Source organism: Sphingobium sp. LB126 (genome assembly GCF_002795205.1).
Taxonomy (GTDB): domain Bacteria; phylum Pseudomonadota; class Alphaproteobacteria; order Sphingomonadales; family Sphingomonadaceae; genus Sphingobium; species Sphingobium chungbukense.
This window is the reverse complement of sequence record NZ_NETV01000001.1, coordinates 2,259,166-2,279,504: the sequence shown is the minus strand read 5'-3', so window position 1 is coordinate 2,279,504 and position 20,339 is coordinate 2,259,166. Positions and strand designations below refer to the sequence as shown.

The following is a 20,339-nucleotide window of genomic DNA, read 5'->3' as shown; positions in this document are numbered from 1 at the left end:
CTGACCAGTTCCACATGGATGCTGACGCCAACGGCGCCGCAGACCCATGCGGCCCGGATGATCGCGAAGCCCTGCGCCTATAGCGTTTTTTGGACATGGCGCAAGTCCTTCTTGCCCCGGCATCCTGTCGCCTTATTGTGCCGGCGTCACGATAATGTGGGGGAAATCCGATGTTGCTGCCGATCACGCTGACTCTGGCCGCGGCCTGCGCGCTGCTCAACATGTGGCTGGGGATTCGCTGCGCGCGAATCCGGATGGCGGATAAGGTGCTGCATGGCGACGGTGGCAGCGCATTGCTGGCCAAGCGGATGCGGGCCCATGCCAATTTCATCGAATATGTGCCGGTGACGCTGATTCTCTTCGGGTTGGTGGAATTGGCGGTCGGCGCGTCGATCTGGCTCTGGGGGGCGGCGCTGGTGCTGGTGCTGGCGCGAATCGCCCATGCGTTCGGGATGGATGCGGAAAAGCCGACGGCCTGGCGCGGGGGCGGGGCGATGCTGACCTGGATCGTGATGGTCGGCATGGCGGTGGCGGCGCTCGTCCTCGCTTATGGGGCGACGCGGGAGGTTCCGGCGCCGCCGGCCATGGCGATGATTCGGTAGGATCAGGCCAGCGCGGCATCCCCGACGAAGGGATTGGTGCGGCGTTCATGGGCGAAGTTGCTCATCGGGCCGTGGCCGGGGACGAAGGCCGTGTCGCCGCCCAGCGGCCAGAGCTTGCCGGTGATCGCGTCGATCAGATGCTGATGATTGCCCCTGGGGAAGTCGGTGCGACCGATCGACCCCTGGAACAGCACGTCGCCGACGATGGCAAGCTTGCTGGGGGCGTGATGGAACACGACATGGCCCGGCGTATGGCCGGGGCAATGATAGACATCGAGCGTCAGATTGCCGACCGTCACCCGGTCGCCATCCTTGAGCCAGCGGTCGGGTTCGAAGCTCTCGCCATTGATGCCATATTTGGCGCCGTCTTCGCCCAGCCGGTCGATCCAGAAGCGATCGTCCTCATGCGGACCTTCGATGGGCACGCCAAGATCGCGGGCCAGGATGCCCGCCTGGCCGCAATGGTCGATATGGCCGTGGGTGACGAGGATCTTCTCGATGGTGACGCCATGCTGTTCCGCCGCCTTCTTCAGCACCGGCAGGTCGCCGCCCGGATCGACGAAAGCGCCGCGATTGGTCGCCGTGCACCAGAAGAGCGTGCAATTCTGCTGGAGCGGGGTGACGGGGATCAGGGCGGCTTTGAGAGGCGGAGTCGTCATGCCGTTGATGTGGCGAAGCTGTGGGCCGGGTGCAAGGCTTTGGGGGAGGCGCAGGCCGTTTTGCGATTGGGTTGAAGGGGGATCGGGTGGCGAGCGGACGTTCTGGTCGCGGTAGTTGCATCAGGCATACCATATTCCTGCGAAGGCGCTCGAACGAGACGAGTGGCTCGCGAGAGCCTAGAGCGATTTCCAGTCGGATGGCATCATCTGACGGTTAAGAAATCGCGGCAAATAAAAGACTTGGAGCGGCCGGTCTGATTCAATCAGATCGAAATCCGCTCTGGAGCGCGCTGCGTTAAATCGTACGCAAGTCGCGCGCTCTCAGCTTTTGTTGTCGCATCGCTTTAAGCGCAAAACCGGTTCCCACTTTTGCGCACGATGCTCTAGTTCAAACGGTGCGATGATCCGCCAAGGGCAGGACTGCGTTCCTGCCTTCGCAGGAACACGGCGCGCTCAGGGGCAATTGATGGCCAAAAGGCCGCCCCCTTACCCCAATTCCTCGGTCGCGAAGGGTTCGGCGAGGCTGATGCCGTCCAGAACCTTGGCCGTTTCGTCGCGCACGCGGAGCATCACCCTATGCAACCGGCATTCCGATTCGGGCAGGCAGTTGGTGCAGGTCTCATGCGCGAAACGGCTGGCGCAGGGCGTGAGCGCGAGCGAGCCGCGGGTCAGCCGGACGATGTCGCCATAGCTGATGTCGACCGGGGCCAGCGCCAGCCAATAGCCGCCGTCGCGTCCCCGCTGCGTCGCCACCAGCCCCTCCCGCGCCAGTTCCGACAGGATCACCGTCAGGAATTTGGACGGAATATTCTGGCGCGTGGCGATCTCGTTCAGGGGCACCGGGCCTTGCCGGTAGCGGTCTGCGAGATGCTGGAGGGCACGGATGGCGTAACGGGTCTTCTGCGAAAGCATAAGGCTGTTATTCGCTCCCGCCGAAGATTTGACAAGTCATCAGGGCGCGGGATTCAACGCCTGGCGCGCCTGTTTCGGAAAATCGCTGAACAGGGCGTCGACGCCCGTGCCGGCGACCGCCCGGACATAGCCGGCAAAGTCCCCCCTCCCCTGCGGATCGTCGGGGCGCTGGAAGGCGGTGGGCAGGAAGCTGTTTTCCATGCGCAGCGTCCAGACATGGACTTGCAGTCCCGCATCATGGGCGCGCCCGACCAGCCCCGTCGGGCCTTCGGGCGCGAGTACCATCGCGGTGGCGGGGCCGATGCCGTCGGCATAATCCGCGATCTGCTTCAGCCCCTGCGTCGTCATCATGTCGGCATAGGTGGTGCCCGGCGCGTCGGCGGGGCCGCCCTCGCCCTCGACAAGCTGGATCAGGCGCAGGCGGGACGCGGCGCGCAGGGCCTTCAGATTGCCGACCTCGAAGGATTGGATGAAGACCGGATCGGCCTCCGTCTGATAGCCATATCGGCTGAGCAGCGCGAGGAGCGGCGCCTGATGCGGCAAGCCGATGCCGGCGAAATAGCTGGGATGCTTGGTTTCGGGATAAAGGCCGATGCGGCGGCCGGTTTCCGCCTCCTTGGCGCGGACCAGCTTCAATATCTCCTCGAAGGTCGGGATCGGGTAGAGATCGTTGAAGCGGCTGTTGGCGGGGCGAAGTTCGGCCAGGCGCTCGCGGGCGCGCAGGGTGCGCAGCTCGGCCAGGGTGAAATCCTCCGTGAACCAGCCGGTGATGGACTGGCCGTCGATGGTCTTGGTCGTCCTGCGGGCGGCGAATTCGGGGTGATCCGCGACATCGGTGGTGCCGCTTATCTCATTTTCATGCCGGGCGACGAGCACGCCGTCCCGGGTCAGCACCAGATCGGGCTCGATATAGTCGGCGCCCTGGTCGATCGCCCGTTCATAGGCGGCGAGCGTATGTTCGGGCCGCTCGCCGCTGGCGCCGCGATGGGCGATGATGAAGGGTTCGGCCATCAGGGGCACCACCGTCACGAAGCTGAGGAGGAGGATGGCGAAGCTTCGGAACATCCTCCCCGATATCATGCCTTCACGCCCTCCAGAGCGTCCTCGTAGGTGGTCGCCTTGAAGCCGACGATGGTGCGGCCGCCCAGGTCCAGGATCGGGCGCTTGATCATCGAGGGATTGCTCATCATCAGCAGCACCGCCTTGTCCGCGTCGATATGGGCCTTGTCCCCGGCATCCAGTGCCTTGAAGGTCGTGCCGGAGCGGTTGAGGATGGTTTCCCACCCATGTTCCTCGACCCAGCCGCGCAGGGCGGTTTCATCGACGCCCGACACCTTGTAATCGTGGAAGCTGTAGGACTTGCCGCTATTGTCGAGGAAATTGCGCGCCTTCTTGATCGTGTCGCAATTCTTGATGCCGTACATGGTGAGCATGGCTGTCATCCCTTGAACGCGGTGACTTCGATCTCGATCTTCATCTCCGGCTTGATGAGGCCGGCGACGACGCAGGTGGCGGCAGGGCGGATTTCCCCGAAGACCGGCGCGGTCGCTTCGCCCAGAACGTCCCAATAGGCCGGGTCGCTGATATAATAGGTCACGCGGACCACGTCGGCGAAGGAGAAGCCGGCCTCCTCCAGCGCCTTGCCGATGACCTTCAGCGCATTCCTGCCCTGGTCGACCACGGATTCGGGCATCGCCTTGGTTTCAGGGTCGGTGCCGGTGGTGCCGGCGACGAAGCACCAGTCGCCCTGGACGACGGCGCGCGAATAGCCGACCTGCGCCTCGAAAGGCGAGCCGGAGGAAATAAGCTGGCGGGGCATGGAAGTTCCTTGAGCAGAAGGAGCGAAAAGGATCGAGGCGGCTCTTGCCCGGTCGGCAGGATGCTGTCCAGAGGCTTTTGCGCGCGCGGCACGGCCGGAGGAACAGGCGGACGGCTGGGCCGTTTCCAGGCAGAAGGAGACATGCCATGGATCAGCCCGACAAGAACCGCCTGCCCGATATGGACGAGGAGAATAGCGAACAGGCCGATGCCGGGTCACAGGCGCAGGATGTGGCCGAGGATGCCCGGCTGCGCTCGACCGACCGGGCGGAGGACAGCGAGCGGGGCGGCCGCCCCAATCCGGCGCAGATCATCCCCGACGACACGCCCGACCTGGTCGAGAAGATGGAGGAGATGAACCGTTCGGGGCGGATCGACACCGACGCCTTTGCCGGCGAGCCGCAGATGGACGATGAGGAGGACAGCCTCGGCCCGACCGAGGATGAGGATTAGGGCGATTTCCAGTCAGATGGCATCATCGGACGGTTAAGAAATCGCGTTAAACAAAAGACTTGGAGCAGCCGATCTAGGCGGCGTCCTGGTCCAGCGACAGGTTGATCATGGCATGGGCCATGTGATCGAGCGCCTTGGCCAGGGCCGATGCGAGGTCGGGATCGAGGCCGGGCTGGGCGTCGATGGCGCGGGTCATGGCGGCGGACCACTGATCCGCCAGAGCGGGCGTGATCGGGAAAGCGCGGTGCAGCGTCATGATGCACTGGCCGCGTTCGAACCAGTCGCGGGGGCCACCCGCCCAGCCGGTCAGGAAGCGGGCAAGGCCGTGGCGCACGGCACTCAAATCCGCGGCGTGGATGGCACGCAGATCGGCATAGGCCGGGTCCTGCTCGATCAGATCGTAGAAACAGTTGGCGATGGCGGCGATGGTCGGTTCGCCGCCGATGCGGGTGTAAGGGGTGGTCATGGCTGGCTCCTGCTGGCGGTTCCAGGGTGGCCGATGGGAGCGGACTGTCATTGATCCGGGTCAAAATGACGGCTTTGGCGCGAGACGGGGCGGGCAAGTTTCGTTAAGGCCGCGTCATGAAGCGGCGATCGGGGACAAATGGGGCGGACAGGAAGCGCAGCGAGACGGCATGGCGTCGTGAAGCGCGGCGGTCGGGGGTGGTGCGGCTGAAGCGGCGGAGGACGAACGCGCCTTCCTTTGCGGTGCTGGTGGTCGCCGGGGTGCTGATCGGGGCGGGAATGGGATGGTTCGGGCCCGATCTGATGCAGCGCCTCCAGAGCCGCCGGGAGGCGGTGATGCCGGTGTCCGGCGACAGCTTGTCGGCCCAGTTCGGATTTTGCCACACGGGCGGCGGAACCAACTGCGTGGTCGATGGCGACACTTTCTGGTTTCGCGGGGAGCGGGTGCGGGTGATGGACATAGACGCGCCGGAGACGCATCCGCCACGCTGTCCGGAGGAGGCCGCGCTGGGCGCGCGGGCAACGCAGCGCTTGCAGGAAATGTTGAACGCCGGGCCTTTTTCGCTGGAGAGCGGGGATCGGGATACGGATCGTTACGGGCGCGCTCTGCGGGTGGTGACGCGGGGCGGTCAATCGCTGGGCGAGGCGCTGGTCGCCGAGGGGCTTGCGCGGGAATGGGATGGGGCGCGGCGGCCCTGGTGTTAGGAAATGGGGAAGGGGTGCCCCCCTTCCCCGCTTTTCGTTCAACGGCAGTTGAGGCTGCCGCGGTCGATTTCCCGGCCGAGCAGCGCGCCTGCGCCGCCGCCGATCAATATGCCCGCGGTGTTGGAGCGGCCGCGATCGATCTGGCTGCCGATCAGGCCGCCCAGCGCCGCGCCGACGATGAGGCCGGTGGTCCCGTCCGAGCGGCGGCAATAATAGCGGTCGTCATAGCCGCGATAGATGCGCGTGCCACGGGTGACGCGGATCGGTTCATAGCCGCCGCGATAATAGCGGTCGGGGCGATAGTAACGGCCGTAGCGCGGATCGGGGCGGTTCCAGTCATAGCTGTAGATGACGCGGCCGGGACGGTTGTAGCCGCGGTCATGCTTGCCGCCATGTTTCCAGTCGTCGCGGCCATGGCCGGGATTGCCATGCTTGCCGTGCCCCGCCCAGGGCGGCGGATCGGCGGCGGCAGGGGCTGCGCTCAAGGCGACGGCGCCAAGCGACAGGGCGGCGATGGCGGCTTTCAGGGTGAACTTCATCTTTGGCTCCCTTGGCAATGTCTTCTCGAAGCACAACAACCCAAGGCGCCTAAACGTTGCATGAACGGAACAAAACGAGGCGTTCATGCGGCGGTCAGGCTGCGCTGTGGGATCGGGGTGACATAGGTGACACCATCGGCGGAGCGGCGGGCGGTCAGAGGACGCTGTTGATCGCGGCCTTCTGCTGATCGGTGAGGGTGTCGGTCGGGGCGCCCTGCCCTGCCTGCGCTGCACTGTCGTCCGAGGCGCCGACGAACTGGATCGCCGTCAGGAGCACCAGCACCGCCCAAAGTAGCGCCATCCAGCGGCTGGTGAAGAGGGAGGAGAGGCGGACGCCGAACATGGGTGTGCTGTTTAGGCCGCCGCCTTGCGCGAACGGGTCTGGTCGCCACGGCCCGCAAGCAGGCCGGCGATGGAAATATCCTCATCGATCCCTTCCCAATGGAGACCGGCGCGGCTCAGTTCGACCTGCACGCGCTGTTCAGGCGTCGCATGGAGCAGGCGAGGAAACCAGGCGAGCGGGATACCGAGCGTGCGACCATCGTCAAGGTCCACCCAGAAACTGTCTGCATCGAAGCGGACGGCAAGAGGTTCAGGAGAAGAAGTCATTCCAGGCGCTTTCTATCTCTTCGCGTTTTTCCTCTATAACATGGGAAAGCTGCGTAAGCACGTGGGCGGAGAAACCTCGACTCTCTGCCACCGTCACATCGGGCCAGAGCCAGAATTTCGCATTGTCCCGGCCCTTTCGCACATGGATGTGCACCGGCTCACGCGGATCGCCTTCGTTGGAATAGAAGTGGAAGCGATAGCCGTTCCAGTCGAAGACCTTGGGCATCAGCCATGCTCTACCGGCGCTGCTCGCCGCGCTACTGCTGCGGGCAGAGTGAAAGCATAGCGCAGAAAATTTTCGGTGAAGTCCCTTAATGCCTGAGCATCTTCCCGAGAGAATATCTCATCATCATGTGCCGCTTCATTGCCCCCCAATCTTATCTCATTGGCCCATTCACCCAAGGCGGGCGTAATCAGATGGTTTTCGACGAGCTTTTGGAGCCTTTTGAAAAGAGTGAGATGGGACGCTTGCGGATCAATTGCCTTGGTCGCGCTCTCCAGTGATTTTCGGAACATCATGCCCGCAGCATCGAAGCTTCCGTTGTGCAGGCTGTCAGTCGCCTGCTTGAAGAAATGAGCGACATTATCCGGCGTGCTTTCCGGTGCTTCACCAGTCGCCATTTCCGGCCACCGCCTACCTACCAGAATATGCGCTCGCGAAAGGTCGCCATTGGCATCAGTAGGCGAAGCTGCAGTACCCGGTGGCGAAACATATTCCCAAATGACGCCTTCGCCACAGCAACCGCACAAGAAAAAGGCTCGTTTTTCATGAGCCTTAGTGACGAAACTTTGCCTTGCGACGAAAGCAACATTTTTCGTGAAGCAATAGGGACATGTATCGACGTGAATACCTGCCATTTTTACTCCGCCGCGATGCCCGCTGCCTTGAACATGTCCGGGTCGGCGGTTTCGTCGGCGTTGGCGGCGGGGGTGCCCTTGAGCTTGGAGCGGCGGTCGAACGCATCCCACACATCGTTCCACTGGCCGCGGGTCGCCGCCTTCGAATATTCCGTGGCGCGGGTTTCGAAGAAGTTGGCGTGCTCCACGCCGTTCAGCAGCGGGGTCAGCCAGGGCAGCGGATGCTCGTCGATCATGTAGATCGGCTTCAGGCCCAACTGTCCCAGGCGCCAGTCGGCGATGTAGCGGACATATTTCTTGATGTCCTTGGGCGTCATGCCCGGCACCGGACCCATTTCGAAGACGAGATCGACGAAGGCGTCCTCGATCCGGACCGTCTTCTGGCACATGTCCATGATGTCGTCCTTGACGGACGGGGTCAGGCAGTCGCGTTCCTTCACGAAGGCGTGGAACAGGCGGATGATGCCTTCGCAGTGCAGCGTCTCGTCGCGGACCGACCAGCTCACGATCTGGCCCATGCCCTTCATCTTGTTGAAGCGCGGGAAGTTCATCAGCATGGCGAAGGAGGCAAAGAGCTGGAGCCCCTCGGTGAAGCCGCCGAACATGGCCAGCGTCTTGGCGATGTCCTCGTCCGTGTCCACGCCGAATTGCTGGAGATAGTCGTGTTTGTCCTTCATCTCCTTATATTGCATGAAGGCGCTATATTCGCTCTCGGGCATGCCGATGGTGTCGAGCAGGTGCGAGTAGGCGGCGATATGGACCGTTTCCATGTTGCTGAAGGCGGTCAGCATCATCTTGATTTCGGTCGGCTTGAACACGCGGCCATATTTTTCGTGGTAGCAGTCCTGCACCTCCACGTCGGCCTGGGTGAAGAAGCGGAAAATCTGGGTCAGGAGGTTGCGTTCATGGTCGCTGAGCTTCTGCGCCCAGTCGCGGCAATCCTCGCCCAGCGGCACTTCCTCCGGCAGCCAATGGAGCTGCTGCTGGCGCTTCCAGAATTCATAGGCCCAGGGATATTCGAAGGGCTTGTAGACCTTGCTGGCTTGAAGAAGAGGCATGGTGGTTACTCCGAATATTCTCTTATACCCCTCTCCCGCCGGGAGAGGGAGGGGCCCGCGCCGTCAGGCGTGGGAGGGTGAGGGTGTTTTCTGGACAGCTTCGTCGCCCTCACCCTCCCGGCGCTTCGCGCCTCCTTCCCTCTCCCGCAGGGAGAGGGAAATGGTGGTGAGGACGCCTTCGAGATTGTCCATCACTTCATGGTTCCAGAAACGTAGGGTCTGATAGCCTTGCGCTTCGAAATAGCGGGTGCGGGTGGCGTCCTGTTCGGTGCGTTCCGCGTGGGTGGCGCCGTCGACCTCGATGATGAGCTTGCCTGCGAAGTTCAGGAAATCCGCTACATAGGGGCCGTGCGGAACCTGACGGCGGAATTTCACTCCGGGGAGCTTTTCGCGAAGGGCGTTCCAGAGGCGCTTTTCCGACTCCGTAGCGTTGCGGCGGAGAGTTTTGGCTCGGCCTACCGAGCCCGAAGGAAGATCGCGATAGTTGCGCATCATCCTCACCCTTCCGCCGCTGCGCGGCTCCCTCCCTCTCCTGGAAGGAGAGGGATTGGTGGCTTCACTGGCAGGCGAGGCACTCGTCATAGTCGGTGGTCTCGCCGATTTCGAATTTCGGGGCGTCGATCGTGTTGTCAGCCTCCACGCCGCCTGCGAAGCCGGCGCGCTGGACCGATTTCGAGCGGAGATAATAGAGCGACTTGATGCCCAGTTCCCACGCCCGATAGTGGAGCATGAGCAGGTCCCATTTTTCCACGTCGGCCGGGATGAACAGGTTCAGCGACTGGGCCTGGTCGATATAGGGCGTGCGGTCGGCAGCCAGTTCGAGCAGCCAGCGCTGGTCGATCTCGAAGCTGGTCTTGAACGTGTCCTTTTCTTCCTGGGTCAGGAAGTCGAGATGCTGGACGCTGCCGCCCTTTTCGAGGATCGAGTTCCAGACGGCGGTGCTGTCCTTGGCTTTCTCGACCAACAGCTTTTCCAGATAGGGGTTCTTGACCGCGAAGCTGCCGGACAGCGTCTTGTGGGTGTAGATGTTCGCCGGGATCGGTTCGATGCACGCCGAGGCGCCGCCGCAGATGATGCTGATCGACGCGGTGGGCGCGATCGCCATCTTGCAGGAGAAGCGCTCCATCACGCCCATATCCTCGGCATCGGGGCAGGCACCGCGTTCATTAGCGAGCAGCATCGAGGCCTCGTCCACCTTGGCGCGGATATGCTTGAAGATGCGCAGGTTCCACGACTTGGCCATCGCGCCTTCGAAGGGGAGTCCGCGGGCCTGGAGGAAGGAGTGGAACCCCATGACCCCCAGGCCCACCGACCGTTCACGGCTCGCACTATATTTCGCCCGCGCCATTTCCGGCGGCGCGCGGTCGATATAGTCCTGCAGCACATTGTCGAGGAAACGCATGACATCCTCGACAAACTGCTTGTCGTCCTTCCACTCATCCCATGTTTCGAGATTGAGCGACGAGAGACAGCAGACGGCCGTGCGGTCATTGCCGAGATGGTCGCGACCCGTCGGCAAAGTGATCTCGGAACAGAGGTTGGAGGTCGACACCTTGAGCCCGAGATCGCGGTGATGCTTGGGCATCGTGCGGTTCACGGTGTCGTTGAAGACGATGTAAGGCTCGCCGGTGGCGAGGCGGACCTCGACCAGCTTCTGGAACAGGGCGCGGGCGTTGACGCTGCCGCGTACCGAGCCGTCCTTGGGGCTGCGCAGGGCAAATTCCTTGCCGTCGCGCATCGCCTCCATGAACTCGTCGGTGAGGAGGACGCCATGGTGCAGGTTCAGCGCCTTGCGGTTGAAGTCGCCCGACGTCTTGCGGATTTCCAGAAACTCCTCGATCTCCGGGTGGGAGATGTCGAGATAGCAGGCGGCCGAGCCGCGGCGCAGGCTGCCCTGGCTGATCGCGAGGGTGAGCGAGTCCATCACGCGGACGAAGGGGATGATGCCGCTGGTCTTGCCGTTCAAACCGACCGGTTCGCCAATGCCGCGCACATTGCCCCAATAGGTGCCGATGCCGCCGCCGCGCGAGGCGAGCCAGACATTCTCGTTCCAGGTGTTGACGATGCCTTCCAGGCTGTCGTCGACGCTGTTGAGATAGCAACTGATGGGAAGGCCCCGACCGGTGCCGCCGTTCGACAGGACCGGCGTGGCGGGCATGAACCAGAGGCGCGAAATATAGTCATAGACGCGCTGGGCATGATCGGCATCGTCGGCATAGGCGGCGGCGACGCGGGCGAACAGGTCCTGATAGCTTTCGCCGGGCAGCAGATAGCGGTCCTGGAGCGTGTCCTTGCCGAAATCGGTCAGCAGCGCGTCGCGGCTGGCATCGGTCGTGACATGGAAGCGGCGGTCCAGCACGCTGGACGAGGAAATCGGCGCAACACCGGACACGGCATCCGCCTGGGGTGCCTTCTCGACCTGGGTCGGGGCCTTCTTCTTTTCCGCCACGGTTTCGACCACTTCGTCAATCACGGTTGCCACGTCGCTTGCACTCACCTGTTCGCTGTCTCGAAAATCCATGACCAGCTCCCCGAATGTTCTCGTTCCGTTCGATTCGGTCAAGCCGCCGCCGGCCGGGCCGAAAGAAACTCGCATTTTCGTCCCGGTCAGGCACGGAGATGGGGCTGGCAGACGGGATCACAAGGGCAAAAACACCCCCCTCCCGGGAATCAGCCCGGTCGGCGCGATCACAATCTGTAGGGTAACCCCCGTTAACCTGATACAAGGGATAGTGCCACAGCTTCATTTGCTTGCAAGGGGGTAAATGACAGTTCCGGGACTCGGTTCGTCGACGCTGCGACTCATTTCATCGACAGCTCGGCACGTCGCATCGCAGCGACGCACGGACTTTCCTGAGGTGCGGAAAAGGCAAGGGGAACAATTTGGATCAGAAAATAAATTTGGCTTGCCACCTATTTATGGGGAACAACCGATTCATCCCAGGCCGGATGTGACCGGACAATGACGCCATGTGGGTGGTGGGACAAGAGCGGGTGCCGAAACGCCACCCAAAGGACCGACGATATGATTCTCTATTATCATCCGCTTTCATCCTATTGCTGGAAGGTGCTGATCGCCCTGTATGAAAACGGCACCGCCTTCGTGCCGAAGATGCTGGAGGCGCCCGAGGTCGCGGAGGAATGGCTGGCGCTCTGGCCGCTGGGCAAATTCCCGGTGCTGCGCGATGGCGACAGGGTGGTGGCGGAAACCAGCGTGATCGTCGAATATCTGGGCCGGCATTGTCCGGGGCCATTCCGCGCGATCCCGGCGGATGCCGATGTCGCGCTGGAGGTGCGGCTTATGGACCGGCTGTTCGACAATTATGTGATGACGCCGGTGCAGACCTGCGTCGGGGACCGCATCCGGCCCGAAGGCGTGGCGGGCGATCCCCACGCGGTCGAACAGGCGAAGTTGCTGCTGGGCAGGGCCTATGCGCTGCTGGAGGCGCGGATGGCCGGGCGACGCTGGGCGGCGGGGGAGGAGTTCACGCTGGCGGACTGCGCGGCGGCGCCTGCGCTCTTCTACGCGGACCGGATCGTGCCGCTGCGCGAGGATTTTCCGGGGCTGGGCGCCTATCTCGACCGGCTGGAGGCGCGGGAGAGCTTTGCGCGGGTGCTCAAGGAGAAGGAGCCGTGGTGGCATCTCTTCCCCTACGCCCATGGTTGAGCCGACCATCTGGACTCAGGCGGCCAAAGGCCTATAGCCGCGCCTGCATGGACCCGCCGTGCAGGGCGGGCCTTAGACTAGACTAGGGACCAGGGTAGATGACCGTCATCAAGACCGCCGATCTGATCGAGAGCGTCGCCGACGCGCTCCAGTTCATCAGTTACTATCATCCGATGGATTATATCCGCGCGCTGGGCAAAGCCTATGACGCCGAAGCCAATCCGGCGGCCAAGGACGCCATCGCCCAGATCCTGACCAACAGCCGCATGTGCGCCGAAGGGCATCGCCCGATCTGCCAGGACACCGGCATCGTCAACGTCTTCGTCAAATGGGGCATGGACTGCCGCCTGGACGACAACAGCCGATCCATGCAGGACGTGATCGACGAGGGCGTGCGCAAGGCCTATCTGAACCCGGAAAACCGCCTGCGCGCATCGATCCTGAAGGACCCGGCGTTCAGCCGCGTCAATACGAAGGACAACACGCCCTGCGTGCTGAACGTCGAACTGGTGCCGGGCGACAAGGTGATCGTGGACGTCGCGGCCAAGGGCGGCGGGTCGGAGAACAAGACCAAGTTCAAGATGATGAACCCCAGCGATTCCATCGTCGACTGGGTGCTGGAGATGATCCCGCAAATGGGCGCGGGCTGGTGCCCGCCCGGCATGCTGGGCATCGGCATCGGCGGCACGGCGGAAAAGGCCGTGGCGCTGGCCAAGGAATCGCTGATGGAGCCTATCGACATGGGCGAGCTGAAGGCGCGCGGGCCGCAGAACGATATTGAACGCCTGCGGATCGAGATTTTCGACAAGGTCAATGCGCTCGGCATCGGCGCGCAGGGCCTGGGCGGGCTTTCGACCATCCTCGACGTCAAGATCTACGACTATCCCTGCCATGCGGCGGGCAAGCCAGTGGCGATGATCCCGAACTGCGCGGCGACACGGCACGCGCATTTCACGCTTGACGGGTCAGGTCCGGCCTATCTGGAAGCGCCGAAGATCAGCGAATGGCCGCAGGTCGACTGGAAGCCGAGCAAGGAAGCGATCCGCGTCGACCTCGACACGCTGACTCCGCAAGTGGTGCAGAGCTGGAAGCATGGCGACCGGCTGCTGCTCAATGGCAAGATGCTGACCGGCCGCGACGCCGCGCACAAGCGCATCCAGGACATGCTGGCCCGCGGCGAGGAACTGCCGGTCGATTTCAAGGGCCGCGTCATCTATTATGTCGGCCCGGTCGATCCGGTGCGCGACGAGGTGGTCGGCCCGGCCGGTCCGACGACCGCGACCCGCATGGACAAGTTCATGGACATGATGCTGGAACAGGGCCTGGCCGCCTGCGTCGGCAAGGCCGAGCGCGGTCCGGCGGCGACGGACTCGATCGCCAAGCATAAGAGCGCTTACCTCATGGCAGTCGGTGGCGCGGCCTATCTGGTGGCGCGCGCGATCAAGGAAGCCAAGGTCGTGGGCTTCGAGGATCTGGGCATGGAAGCGATCTACGAATTCACGGTGCAGGACATGCCCGTGACCGTCGCGGTCGACAGCGAAGGCCAGAATGTCCACCGCCTCGCCCCGCTGGTGTGGCAGGAGAAGATCAGGAAGGAGCATCTGCTCGAAGGGGCGTAAGCCCCTTTCGCGACACCGGACGGGACCATGAAAAGCGCGCTGCCAAAAACCGAGCAGCGCGCTTTTTCTTTTTTACCGCAAAGTCCTTTCTACCGCGCCGGAACGAATGCGGTAGGGAGCGCGCCCGTTGGGACGCCCCCCCGCCAACCTTACAGCTGGAGACCCGCAAAAACCGGTAGCGTTTGGACGGCTATAATGATTCACTGAGGGCGCGCGATCACGGAGGCCAGCTATGGATCCCAAGTCCCTGTTCAGTTTGAGCGATCACCTTGAGGCATTGAGCAAGGAGGGCGATCCGCTTGAGGTTTTGCAGGAGACGGTGGATTTCGAGTATTTCCGGGCGTGGCTGGTCGAAGGACTTGGTTATGGCGATGGAGCCAAAGGCGGACGCCCACCCTTCGATCCGGTGATGATGTTCAAGGCCCTGATCCTGCAGGCGCAGCATAATCTATCAGACGCCCGGATGGAGTTCATGATCCGCGATCGGCTGAGTTGGCTACGGTTTCTGGGACTGTCGCTTGGGGATCGCACGCCGGATGAGAACACGATCCGGCATTTTCGCAATCGCCTGACCGAGACGGGAACGCTCAAGCGGGTGATGAAGGCCTTTGACTGGCAACTCCAGAAGAAGGGCTACATTCCAATGTCCGGGCAGATCGTGGACGCCTCGCTGGTGCCTGCACCAAGACAGCGGAACACCGAGGGCGAACGTGAAGCGATCAAGTCGGGCAAGAGCGCCAGAGATATCTGGCCGGACGAGCCGAACAAGGCAGCACAGAAAGATACCGACGCCCGCTGGACCCTCAAGGTCGGCGGGAAAGTTCGGTATCGGGCGGATGGGACGCCGCTCCCCATGATCGCCCTGCCGGTCTTCGGCTATAAATCTCACATCAGCATCGACCGACGCTTCGGCTTCATCCGAGGCATGGCGGTGACTTCGGCGTCAGCGGCGGACGGGCGTCTTCTCCGACAGGTCGTCAGCACGGACAATACCAGTTCCGAGGTATGGGCTGACAGTGCCTATCGATCCAGGCGCAACGAGAAGTGGTTGTCGGATCAGATGCTCACGTCCCGCATTCATCGCCGCAAACCCATGGGCAAGCCGATGTCGAAGGCAACCGCACGGGCCAATGCCGCCAAATCCTCGATCCGTGCACATGTCGAGCATGTCTTCGCGCATCAGAAGAACCGGTTCAACCTGTTCATCCGCACTGTGGATCGGCGTGCAAGAAGGACCCCGTTATGGGGGTGATCGGCGTCTAAAAGGGACCCCCATCTCGATGGTTTAGGTGCGTCCGTTTGGTGATGACCAGACGGCGGGATCGGGATGTTGATTTTGGAGACGGTAGTAAGGATCCGGCGCGAGCACGCCGATGGCAAGTCGATCAAGGCGATCGCGCGGGATCTGCGGTTGTCGCGCAAAGTGGTGAGGAAGGCGATCCGCGCTCCTGAGGCGGGCTTCGCGTATCGGCGCTCGGTGCAGCCACTTCCCCGGATCGGCCCTTTCCAGGAGCGCTTGGACGCTCTGCTGGCCGAGAACGAGGTGCGGCCCCGGCGCGAACGGCTGCGGATGACGCGGATCCACGATCTGCTGGTGCGCGAGGGCCTACCGACAAGCTCAGGAGAGCGTTTGACGGTCTCCTACGATGCTGTCCGGCGTTATGCGAAGCGCTGGCTGGACGAGCGGCGCAAGGATGCAGGTGACGGCGCTGCGGCGTTCATCCCGCTGATGTTCCGGCCCGGCGAGGCATACCAGTTCGACTGGAGCCACGAGGATGTGGAGATCGCCGGCAAGCCGATGCGCGTGAAGGTCGCACATATGCGGCTGTGCGCGTCGCGGGCTGTGTACGTGAGAGCCTATCCCCGTGAGACGCAGGAGATGGTGTTCGATGCCCATGCGCGGGCGTTCGCGTTCTTCGGCGGCGTGCCGACGCGCGGGATCTACGACAACATGAAGACCGCGGTGACGACCGTGTTCACTGGCAAGGAGCGGGTCTTCAACCGGCGCTTCCTGATCATGGCCGACCACTACATGGTCGAGCCCACCGCCTGCTCGCCGGCAGCAGGTTGGGAGAAGGGCCAGGTTGAGCATCAGGTGCAGACGATGCGCGGGCGGTTCTTCCAGCCCCGGCTACGCTTCGCCAGCTTGGAGGAGCTGAACGGGTGGCTGGAGGCGGAGTGCCGCCGGTGGGCGGCGCTGCACCAGCACCCCGATCAGAAGGAGCTGACCATCGCCCAGGCATGGGACGCCGAACGTCCGGCGCTCCAGGCGATGTTGGCGCCGTTCGACGGCTTCCACGAGACGCCGCACGCGGTGACCGGCACCTGCCTCATAAACTTCGACCGCAACCGCTACTCGGTCATGGCCAAGGCGGCACGGCGGGCGGTGCAGGTGCGCGCTTACGCCGACCGGATCGTGGTCCGCCTGGACGACGAGGTCGTGGCCGAGCATCCCCGCTTCTTCGGCCGGGATCGGATGATCCTCGATCCTTGGCACTACCTGCCAGTGCTGGCCAAGAAGCCGGGCGCACTCAGGAACGGGGCACCGTTCCAGGGCTGGGAGTTGCCGCCAGCGCTTGCACGGCTCAGGCGCAAGCTCGGGACTGGCGATGAAGCCGACCGGCGCTTCGTGCGCGTGTTGTCCGCCGTGCTCACCGACGGCCTTGAGGCGGTCGAGGCTGCGATCCGCGAAGCGCTTGCTGCCGGCGCTGCCAGCGACGATGTGATCCTCAACATCCTGGCGCGGCGGCGTGAGCCGCCCCGGCCGAGGACGATCACCACGTCCGACGCACTCGCGCTCAGCCACCCACCGACCGCCGACTGCGCCCGCTACGACCTGCTGCGAGGCGCCCGTGCAGCGGCATGAGATGATCGCCGCGATGAGCGGCCTCGGTCTTAAGGGCATGGCCAGCGCGTTCGATGAGGCGGTCACCACCGGCGTGCAGCGCAAGCGCACCGCCATGGAGATCCTGACCGATCTGCTGCGTGCCGAGGCAGCTCACCGCCACGCGGCATCGATCCGCTATCGCATGAGTGCGGCCAAGCTGCCGGTGGTGAAGGACCTCGACGCGTTCGTGTTCGAAGGCACGCCCATCAACGAGGAGCTGGTGCGCTCGCTCCATGCTGGCGCGTTCCTGCCCGGCCAGCGCAACATCGTCCTGGTCGGCGGCACCGGGACCGGCAAGACCCATCTTGCGGTTGCCATCACCGCCAGCGTGGTGCGTGCCGGTGCCCGCGGCCGCTACTTCAACACCGTCGATCTGGTGAACCGGCTCGAGGAGGAGAGCCGTCTCGGCAAGGCCGGCGCACTCGCGGCCCAGCTCTCGCGTCTCGACCTCGTCGTGCTCGATGAGCTCGGCTATCTGCCGTTCGCACGCTCCGGCGGCCAACTGCTGTTCCACCTTGTTAGCAAGCTCTACGAGCGCACCTCGGTGATCATCACCACCAACCTGGCGTTCGGCGAATGGCCAACCGTGTTCGGCGACCCGAAGATGACGGCCGCGCTGCTCGACCGCATCACCCATCACTGCGACATCGTCGAGACCGGCAACGATAGCTGGCGGCTCAGGAACCGCAGCTAAAACCCTCCCCCCGGACCCCCCACCCGGCGGTTGACCCGGTGGGTCCACAGGAACCTCCCACGGCCGCCACCGCCAGCGCTTGGGGAGGCGCGCGGCGTCGGCCGTGGGTCCCTCCTATGGACTACCGGGACAACCGCCCGACATCACCAAAGGGGGTCCCTCTTCGACGCCGATATGGGGTCCCGGTTCGACGCCTATTTACACATCCGCACCATCGGCCTGGCCCGCGCTGAGGCAAAACTGACCCTTTGCAACCTGGCCTACAACTTCAACCGCCTGATCTTCCACGAACGCCGGGAATGCAGGGGCTGACTCTGTCTGCAAGCCAGCCAAACCGGCGAAAACAACGCCAGGCATCGTGGAAATCGCTCCGAACGATGCCGTTCTTGCGCCCCGAAGCCTCGACGTCATCAAACCAGCCCGCTTCGCCAGAAATTACCCGGTTTTTGCGGGTCTCCAGCTTGCCGCTCAGCGACACGCCGATGATGCGGGGTTCGTTGAAGACCGCCGCCATATAATTTTCGATCACGCCCTTGAGGTTCTTCTCGTTCGTGATGTTGCGGGCGAAGGCCGCGATCTCATATCGGCCGCCCGGCGCGGTGTAGCCGATCTTCAGCCCGCCTTCGAAATCGCCCTTCGAGTAGAACTCCTTGGTCTTGTAGAGGACGAAATTGGTATAACCCTGGATGTTCCAGTCGGTCGCGATGAAGGCCTTGCCGCCATTGCCGAGCGGAAGGTCGTAGCGGGCCGCAATATTGGCCGTGTATTTCGGTGCGTTGGGCAGCGGGTTGCCGTCGATCTTCGCCAGATAGACCGGACCGAAGGCCGTCGACACGGTGCGCAGCGAATTCTCGACCGTGCAGACCACCGCGCCGTTGAGGGCGCAGACCTGCGCTTCGGCATTGGCGTCATCGATTTCCGTGTGCAGCAGGCTGAGGCCCGCCGACAGGGTCAGGTTCTCGAACGGACGCGCTTCCAGATCGGCTTCCAGGCCATAGGCCTTCGCCGCCTTCGCGTTGAACAGGACGCCGTTGCCGTTGATGTCATTGCCGTTGAGCTGGATGTCCTTCACCTTCCAGGCGAAGCCGGTCAGGTTGAAGCGGACCCGGTTGTCCAGCAGGCTGGTCTTGATGCCGCCTTCATAGGACATGATCGTTTCCGAATCCGCCGTGGTGAAGTCGCTGTTGAACACCGCCGAGCGGCCCTGGATGGTCGGGCCGCGGAAACCGCGCGCGACACGGACATAGAGGCTGACCTCGGGGCTGAGCGCGTAGAGCAGGCTGACGTCCCAGCTCGGCTCGTCGCCCTTCAGCTTCACGTAGCGGCGGCCCCCATAGGTGGAGAGGCCCGCAGCATTGGCGGTGGCGCGGACGAGACGGGTGGACTTCTTGTCTTCCGTATAGCGTCCGCCCGCCGTCAGCGTCAGGCCGGGCACGATCTCATAGCTTGCCTGGCCGAAGAATGCCCAGCTCGTGTTGACGTTGCGCAGGCGCACCCAGTTGTTGGGATTATGCGCAGCGGTGGTCAGGAAATAGGCGCGCTGGTAGAAATCGGTCACGTCGCGGCTGTCGAAAACCATGCCGCCGACCTGCCATTTGAAGGCGCTGTTGCCGTTGCTGGCCAGGCGGACCTCCTGCGTCAGCTGGTCGAGGTCGCGGACATTGCCCTGGCTCTGGCCGAAGCCGTTGGGAACGCCGCCGACCGGGAAATTGGCCGCCGCGCCGCCATCGGTGTCGCCCCGGCTGTAACCCTTCGTCGTCTCATAGGCGGTGATCGAGGTCAGCGTGACCGGGCCGAAGTCCAGCGCGATGTTTTCCGACGCGCCATAGGTCTTGTAGGCCTGAGGATTGTTGTGCGCCTCGTCGAGGGCGATCCTGGTGCGCGGCTCGGCGGAAACGCTGTTCGACCCCTTCACCAGCGCACCGCGATGGAAGATGGTCGAGGTGCCGTCATAGTCGCGATAGTGGAAGCTGGTGAGCATCGACAGCGTGTCGTTGGGCGTCATCAGCAACTGGACGCGGACGTCCTTTTCGTTGAAGCCGCCCATGGCGTCCTTCTTGGGCGAGACGGTGCCGTCGGCGCTGGCGCCGCTATAGACATTGTCGACCCAGTCGTCGCGATGCTGGTAGAGTGCCGAGACGCGGAAGGCGAGCTTGTCGGCGACGATCGGACCGCCGATGCCGCCGTCGAAGGTCACGGTGTTGTAGCTGCCGTAGCTGGCCGATGCGCGGCCCTGCCAGTCCATCGTCGGGCGGATCGTGTCGAACTTGATGATGCCGGCCGTGGTGTTGCGGCCGAACAGCGAACCCTGCGGGCCGCGCAGCACCTCCACCTGGTTGACGTCGAAGACCGGGTTCGACTTCAGCACGACATGTTCAAGGACGACATCGTCCTGGATGATCGACACCGGCTGCGAGGCGCCGAGATAGAAGTCGATATTGCCGAGCCCGCGAATGTAGAAGCGCGGGAAGATGCGGCCAGTGGTGGTTTCGGCATAGAGGCCGGGCACGCGGGCGGCGAGTTCGAGAATGTCGCCGCCGCCGGAGGTCAGGTTGCGCAGCGCATCCCCCTGCACCACACCCACCGATACCGGGACATTCTGGAGATTTTCCGAGCGGCGTTCCGCGGTGACGACGATCTCGTCCAGCGCGCCGCCGGCGGCGGCATCCTGTGCATGGGCTGCGCCGGTCGACGCGAGCGCGCCCAGAGCCGTGGACAGCAGCAGGGCGGACCGCCCGAAATGGAATTTGGCCAAGATGACTTCCCCCAAATATCTGGTGCGTCTTCCACCGAG

Annotated in this window: 23 protein-coding genes; 8 read left to right on the top strand and 15 right to left on the bottom strand. The window is 63.5% G+C overall.

What is annotated here, in order from left to right; genetic code table 11:
- Positions 1-170 precede the first annotated feature (170 nt).
- A complete protein-coding gene (locus CAF53_RS11165) occupies positions 171-602 on the top strand; it encodes an MAPEG family protein (RefSeq protein ID WP_046763611.1) in 432 nt (143 codons plus the stop codon).
- A 2-nt stretch (positions 603-604) separates the two neighbouring features.
- On the opposite strand, the gene CAF53_RS11160 is transcribed toward CAF53_RS11165, so the two are convergent.
- The 5 genes from CAF53_RS11160 to CAF53_RS11140 form a co-directional block, all read right to left on the bottom strand.
- Positions 605-1,261, bottom strand: a complete 657-nt coding sequence (locus CAF53_RS11160) for an MBL fold metallo-hydrolase (RefSeq protein WP_046763612.1) — start codon at positions 1,259-1,261, stop codon at positions 605-607.
- A 486-nt stretch (positions 1,262-1,747) separates the two neighbouring features.
- Positions 1,748-2,173 carry an Rrf2 family transcriptional regulator gene (locus CAF53_RS11155; protein ID WP_046763613.1) on the bottom strand — a complete coding sequence of 142 codons (426 nt, stop codon included), beginning with the start codon at positions 2,171-2,173 and terminating at the stop codon, positions 1,748-1,750.
- A gap of 39 nt (positions 2,174-2,212) precedes the next feature.
- Positions 2,213-3,238 carry a glycerophosphodiester phosphodiesterase gene (locus CAF53_RS11150; protein ID WP_242443420.1) on the bottom strand — a complete coding sequence of 342 codons (1,026 nt, stop codon included), beginning with the start codon at positions 3,236-3,238 and terminating at the stop codon, positions 2,213-2,215.
- 11 nt (positions 3,239-3,249) lie between these two features.
- Positions 3,250-3,606: an ArsC family reductase gene (locus CAF53_RS11145; RefSeq protein WP_046763699.1), complete on the bottom strand. Its 357-nt coding sequence runs from the start codon at positions 3,604-3,606 to the stop codon at positions 3,250-3,252.
- 5 nt (positions 3,607-3,611) lie between these two features.
- The gene (locus CAF53_RS11140; RefSeq protein ID WP_046763615.1) at positions 3,612-3,992 is read right to left on the bottom strand and encodes a RidA family protein; all 381 of its coding nucleotides are present in this window, start codon (positions 3,990-3,992) and stop codon (positions 3,612-3,614) included.
- A gap of 146 nt (positions 3,993-4,138) precedes the next feature.
- Here CAF53_RS11140 and CAF53_RS11135 point away from each other — a divergent pair, with 146 nt between their 5' ends.
- Positions 4,139-4,444 (top strand): hypothetical protein, encoded by a 306-nt coding sequence (locus CAF53_RS11135; protein WP_046763616.1) that lies wholly within the window; start codon positions 4,139-4,141, stop codon positions 4,442-4,444.
- A 73-nt stretch (positions 4,445-4,517) separates the two neighbouring features.
- Here CAF53_RS11135 and CAF53_RS11130 read toward each other — a convergent pair whose 3' ends face one another.
- Positions 4,518-4,910 carry a group II truncated hemoglobin gene (locus tag CAF53_RS11130; RefSeq protein WP_100238086.1) on the bottom strand — a complete coding sequence of 131 codons (393 nt, stop codon included), beginning with the start codon at positions 4,908-4,910 and terminating at the stop codon, positions 4,518-4,520.
- A 116-nt stretch (positions 4,911-5,026) separates the two neighbouring features.
- Here CAF53_RS11130 and CAF53_RS11125 point away from each other — a divergent pair, with 116 nt between their 5' ends.
- Positions 5,027-5,614, top strand: a complete 588-nt coding sequence (locus CAF53_RS11125; RefSeq protein ID WP_046763618.1) for a thermonuclease family protein — start codon at positions 5,027-5,029, stop codon at positions 5,612-5,614.
- 38 nt (positions 5,615-5,652) lie between these two features.
- Here the strand turns inward: CAF53_RS11125 and CAF53_RS11120 are convergent, their stop codons facing one another.
- The 8 genes from CAF53_RS11120 to CAF53_RS11085 form a co-directional block, all read right to left on the bottom strand.
- Positions 5,653-6,153, bottom strand: a complete 501-nt coding sequence (locus CAF53_RS11120; protein WP_100238085.1) for a glycine zipper 2TM domain-containing protein — start codon at positions 6,151-6,153, stop codon at positions 5,653-5,655.
- Positions 6,154-6,307: 154 nt separating this feature from the next.
- Positions 6,308-6,496, bottom strand: coding sequence for a hypothetical protein (locus tag CAF53_RS11115; RefSeq protein WP_100238084.1), 189 nt, complete (start codon positions 6,494-6,496; stop codon positions 6,308-6,310).
- A gap of 11 nt (positions 6,497-6,507) precedes the next feature.
- Positions 6,508-6,762 (bottom strand): DUF2442 domain-containing protein, encoded by a 255-nt coding sequence (locus CAF53_RS11110; RefSeq protein WP_100238083.1) that lies wholly within the window; start codon positions 6,760-6,762, stop codon positions 6,508-6,510.
- A complete protein-coding gene (locus CAF53_RS11105; RefSeq protein WP_100238082.1) occupies positions 6,746-6,988 on the bottom strand; it encodes a DUF4160 domain-containing protein in 243 nt (80 codons plus the stop codon). Before CAF53_RS11105 ends, CAF53_RS11110 begins: the two co-directional genes overlap by 17 nt.
- Entirely contained in the window at positions 6,988-7,620 is a 633-nt protein-coding gene (locus tag CAF53_RS11100; protein WP_100238081.1) for a DUF4145 domain-containing protein, read from the bottom strand. Before CAF53_RS11100 ends, CAF53_RS11105 begins: the two co-directional genes overlap by 1 nt.
- Positions 7,621-7,622: 2 nt before the next feature.
- Entirely contained in the window at positions 7,623-8,678 is a 1,056-nt protein-coding gene (locus tag CAF53_RS11095) for a ribonucleotide-diphosphate reductase subunit beta (RefSeq protein ID WP_046763624.1), read from the bottom strand.
- A 63-nt stretch (positions 8,679-8,741) separates the two neighbouring features.
- A complete protein-coding gene (locus tag CAF53_RS11090; protein WP_100238080.1) occupies positions 8,742-9,173 on the bottom strand; it encodes a DUF559 domain-containing protein in 432 nt (143 codons plus the stop codon).
- 61 nt (positions 9,174-9,234) lie between these two features.
- Complete coding sequence (locus CAF53_RS11085) at positions 9,235-11,199, bottom strand: ribonucleoside-diphosphate reductase subunit alpha (protein ID WP_100238079.1); 1,965 nt, start codon at positions 11,197-11,199, stop codon at positions 9,235-9,237.
- A gap of 504 nt (positions 11,200-11,703) precedes the next feature.
- Between CAF53_RS11085 and CAF53_RS11080 the strand changes: the two genes are divergently transcribed.
- The 5 genes from CAF53_RS11080 to istB all read left to right on the top strand — a co-directional run bounded on the left by CAF53_RS11080 (position 11,704) and on the right by istB (position 17,545).
- Positions 11,704-12,345 (top strand): glutathione S-transferase family protein, encoded by a 642-nt coding sequence (locus tag CAF53_RS11080; protein ID WP_100238078.1) that lies wholly within the window; start codon positions 11,704-11,706, stop codon positions 12,343-12,345.
- 98 nt (positions 12,346-12,443) lie between these two features.
- Entirely contained in the window at positions 12,444-13,964 is a 1,521-nt protein-coding gene (locus tag CAF53_RS11075) for a fumarate hydratase (protein WP_100238077.1), read from the top strand.
- A 232-nt stretch (positions 13,965-14,196) separates the two neighbouring features.
- Positions 14,197-15,216, top strand: a complete 1,020-nt coding sequence (locus CAF53_RS11070; RefSeq protein WP_100238076.1) for a transposase — start codon at positions 14,197-14,199, stop codon at positions 15,214-15,216.
- Positions 15,217-15,291: 75 nt separating this feature from the next.
- Positions 15,292-16,830, top strand: coding sequence for an IS21 family transposase (gene istA / locus CAF53_RS11065; RefSeq protein WP_066698826.1), 1,539 nt, complete (start codon positions 15,292-15,294; stop codon positions 16,828-16,830).
- Entirely contained in the window at positions 16,817-17,545 is a 729-nt protein-coding gene (gene istB / locus CAF53_RS11060; protein WP_066698823.1) for an IS21-like element helper ATPase IstB, read from the top strand. The genes istA and istB overlap by 14 nt, the downstream gene beginning before the upstream one ends.
- Before the next feature lie 268 nt (positions 17,546-17,813).
- On the opposite strand, the gene CAF53_RS11055 is transcribed toward istB, so the two are convergent.
- Entirely contained in the window at positions 17,814-20,300 is a 2,487-nt protein-coding gene (locus CAF53_RS11055) for a TonB-dependent receptor (RefSeq protein WP_242443419.1), read from the bottom strand.
- Positions 20,301-20,339: the final 39 nt, after the last annotated feature.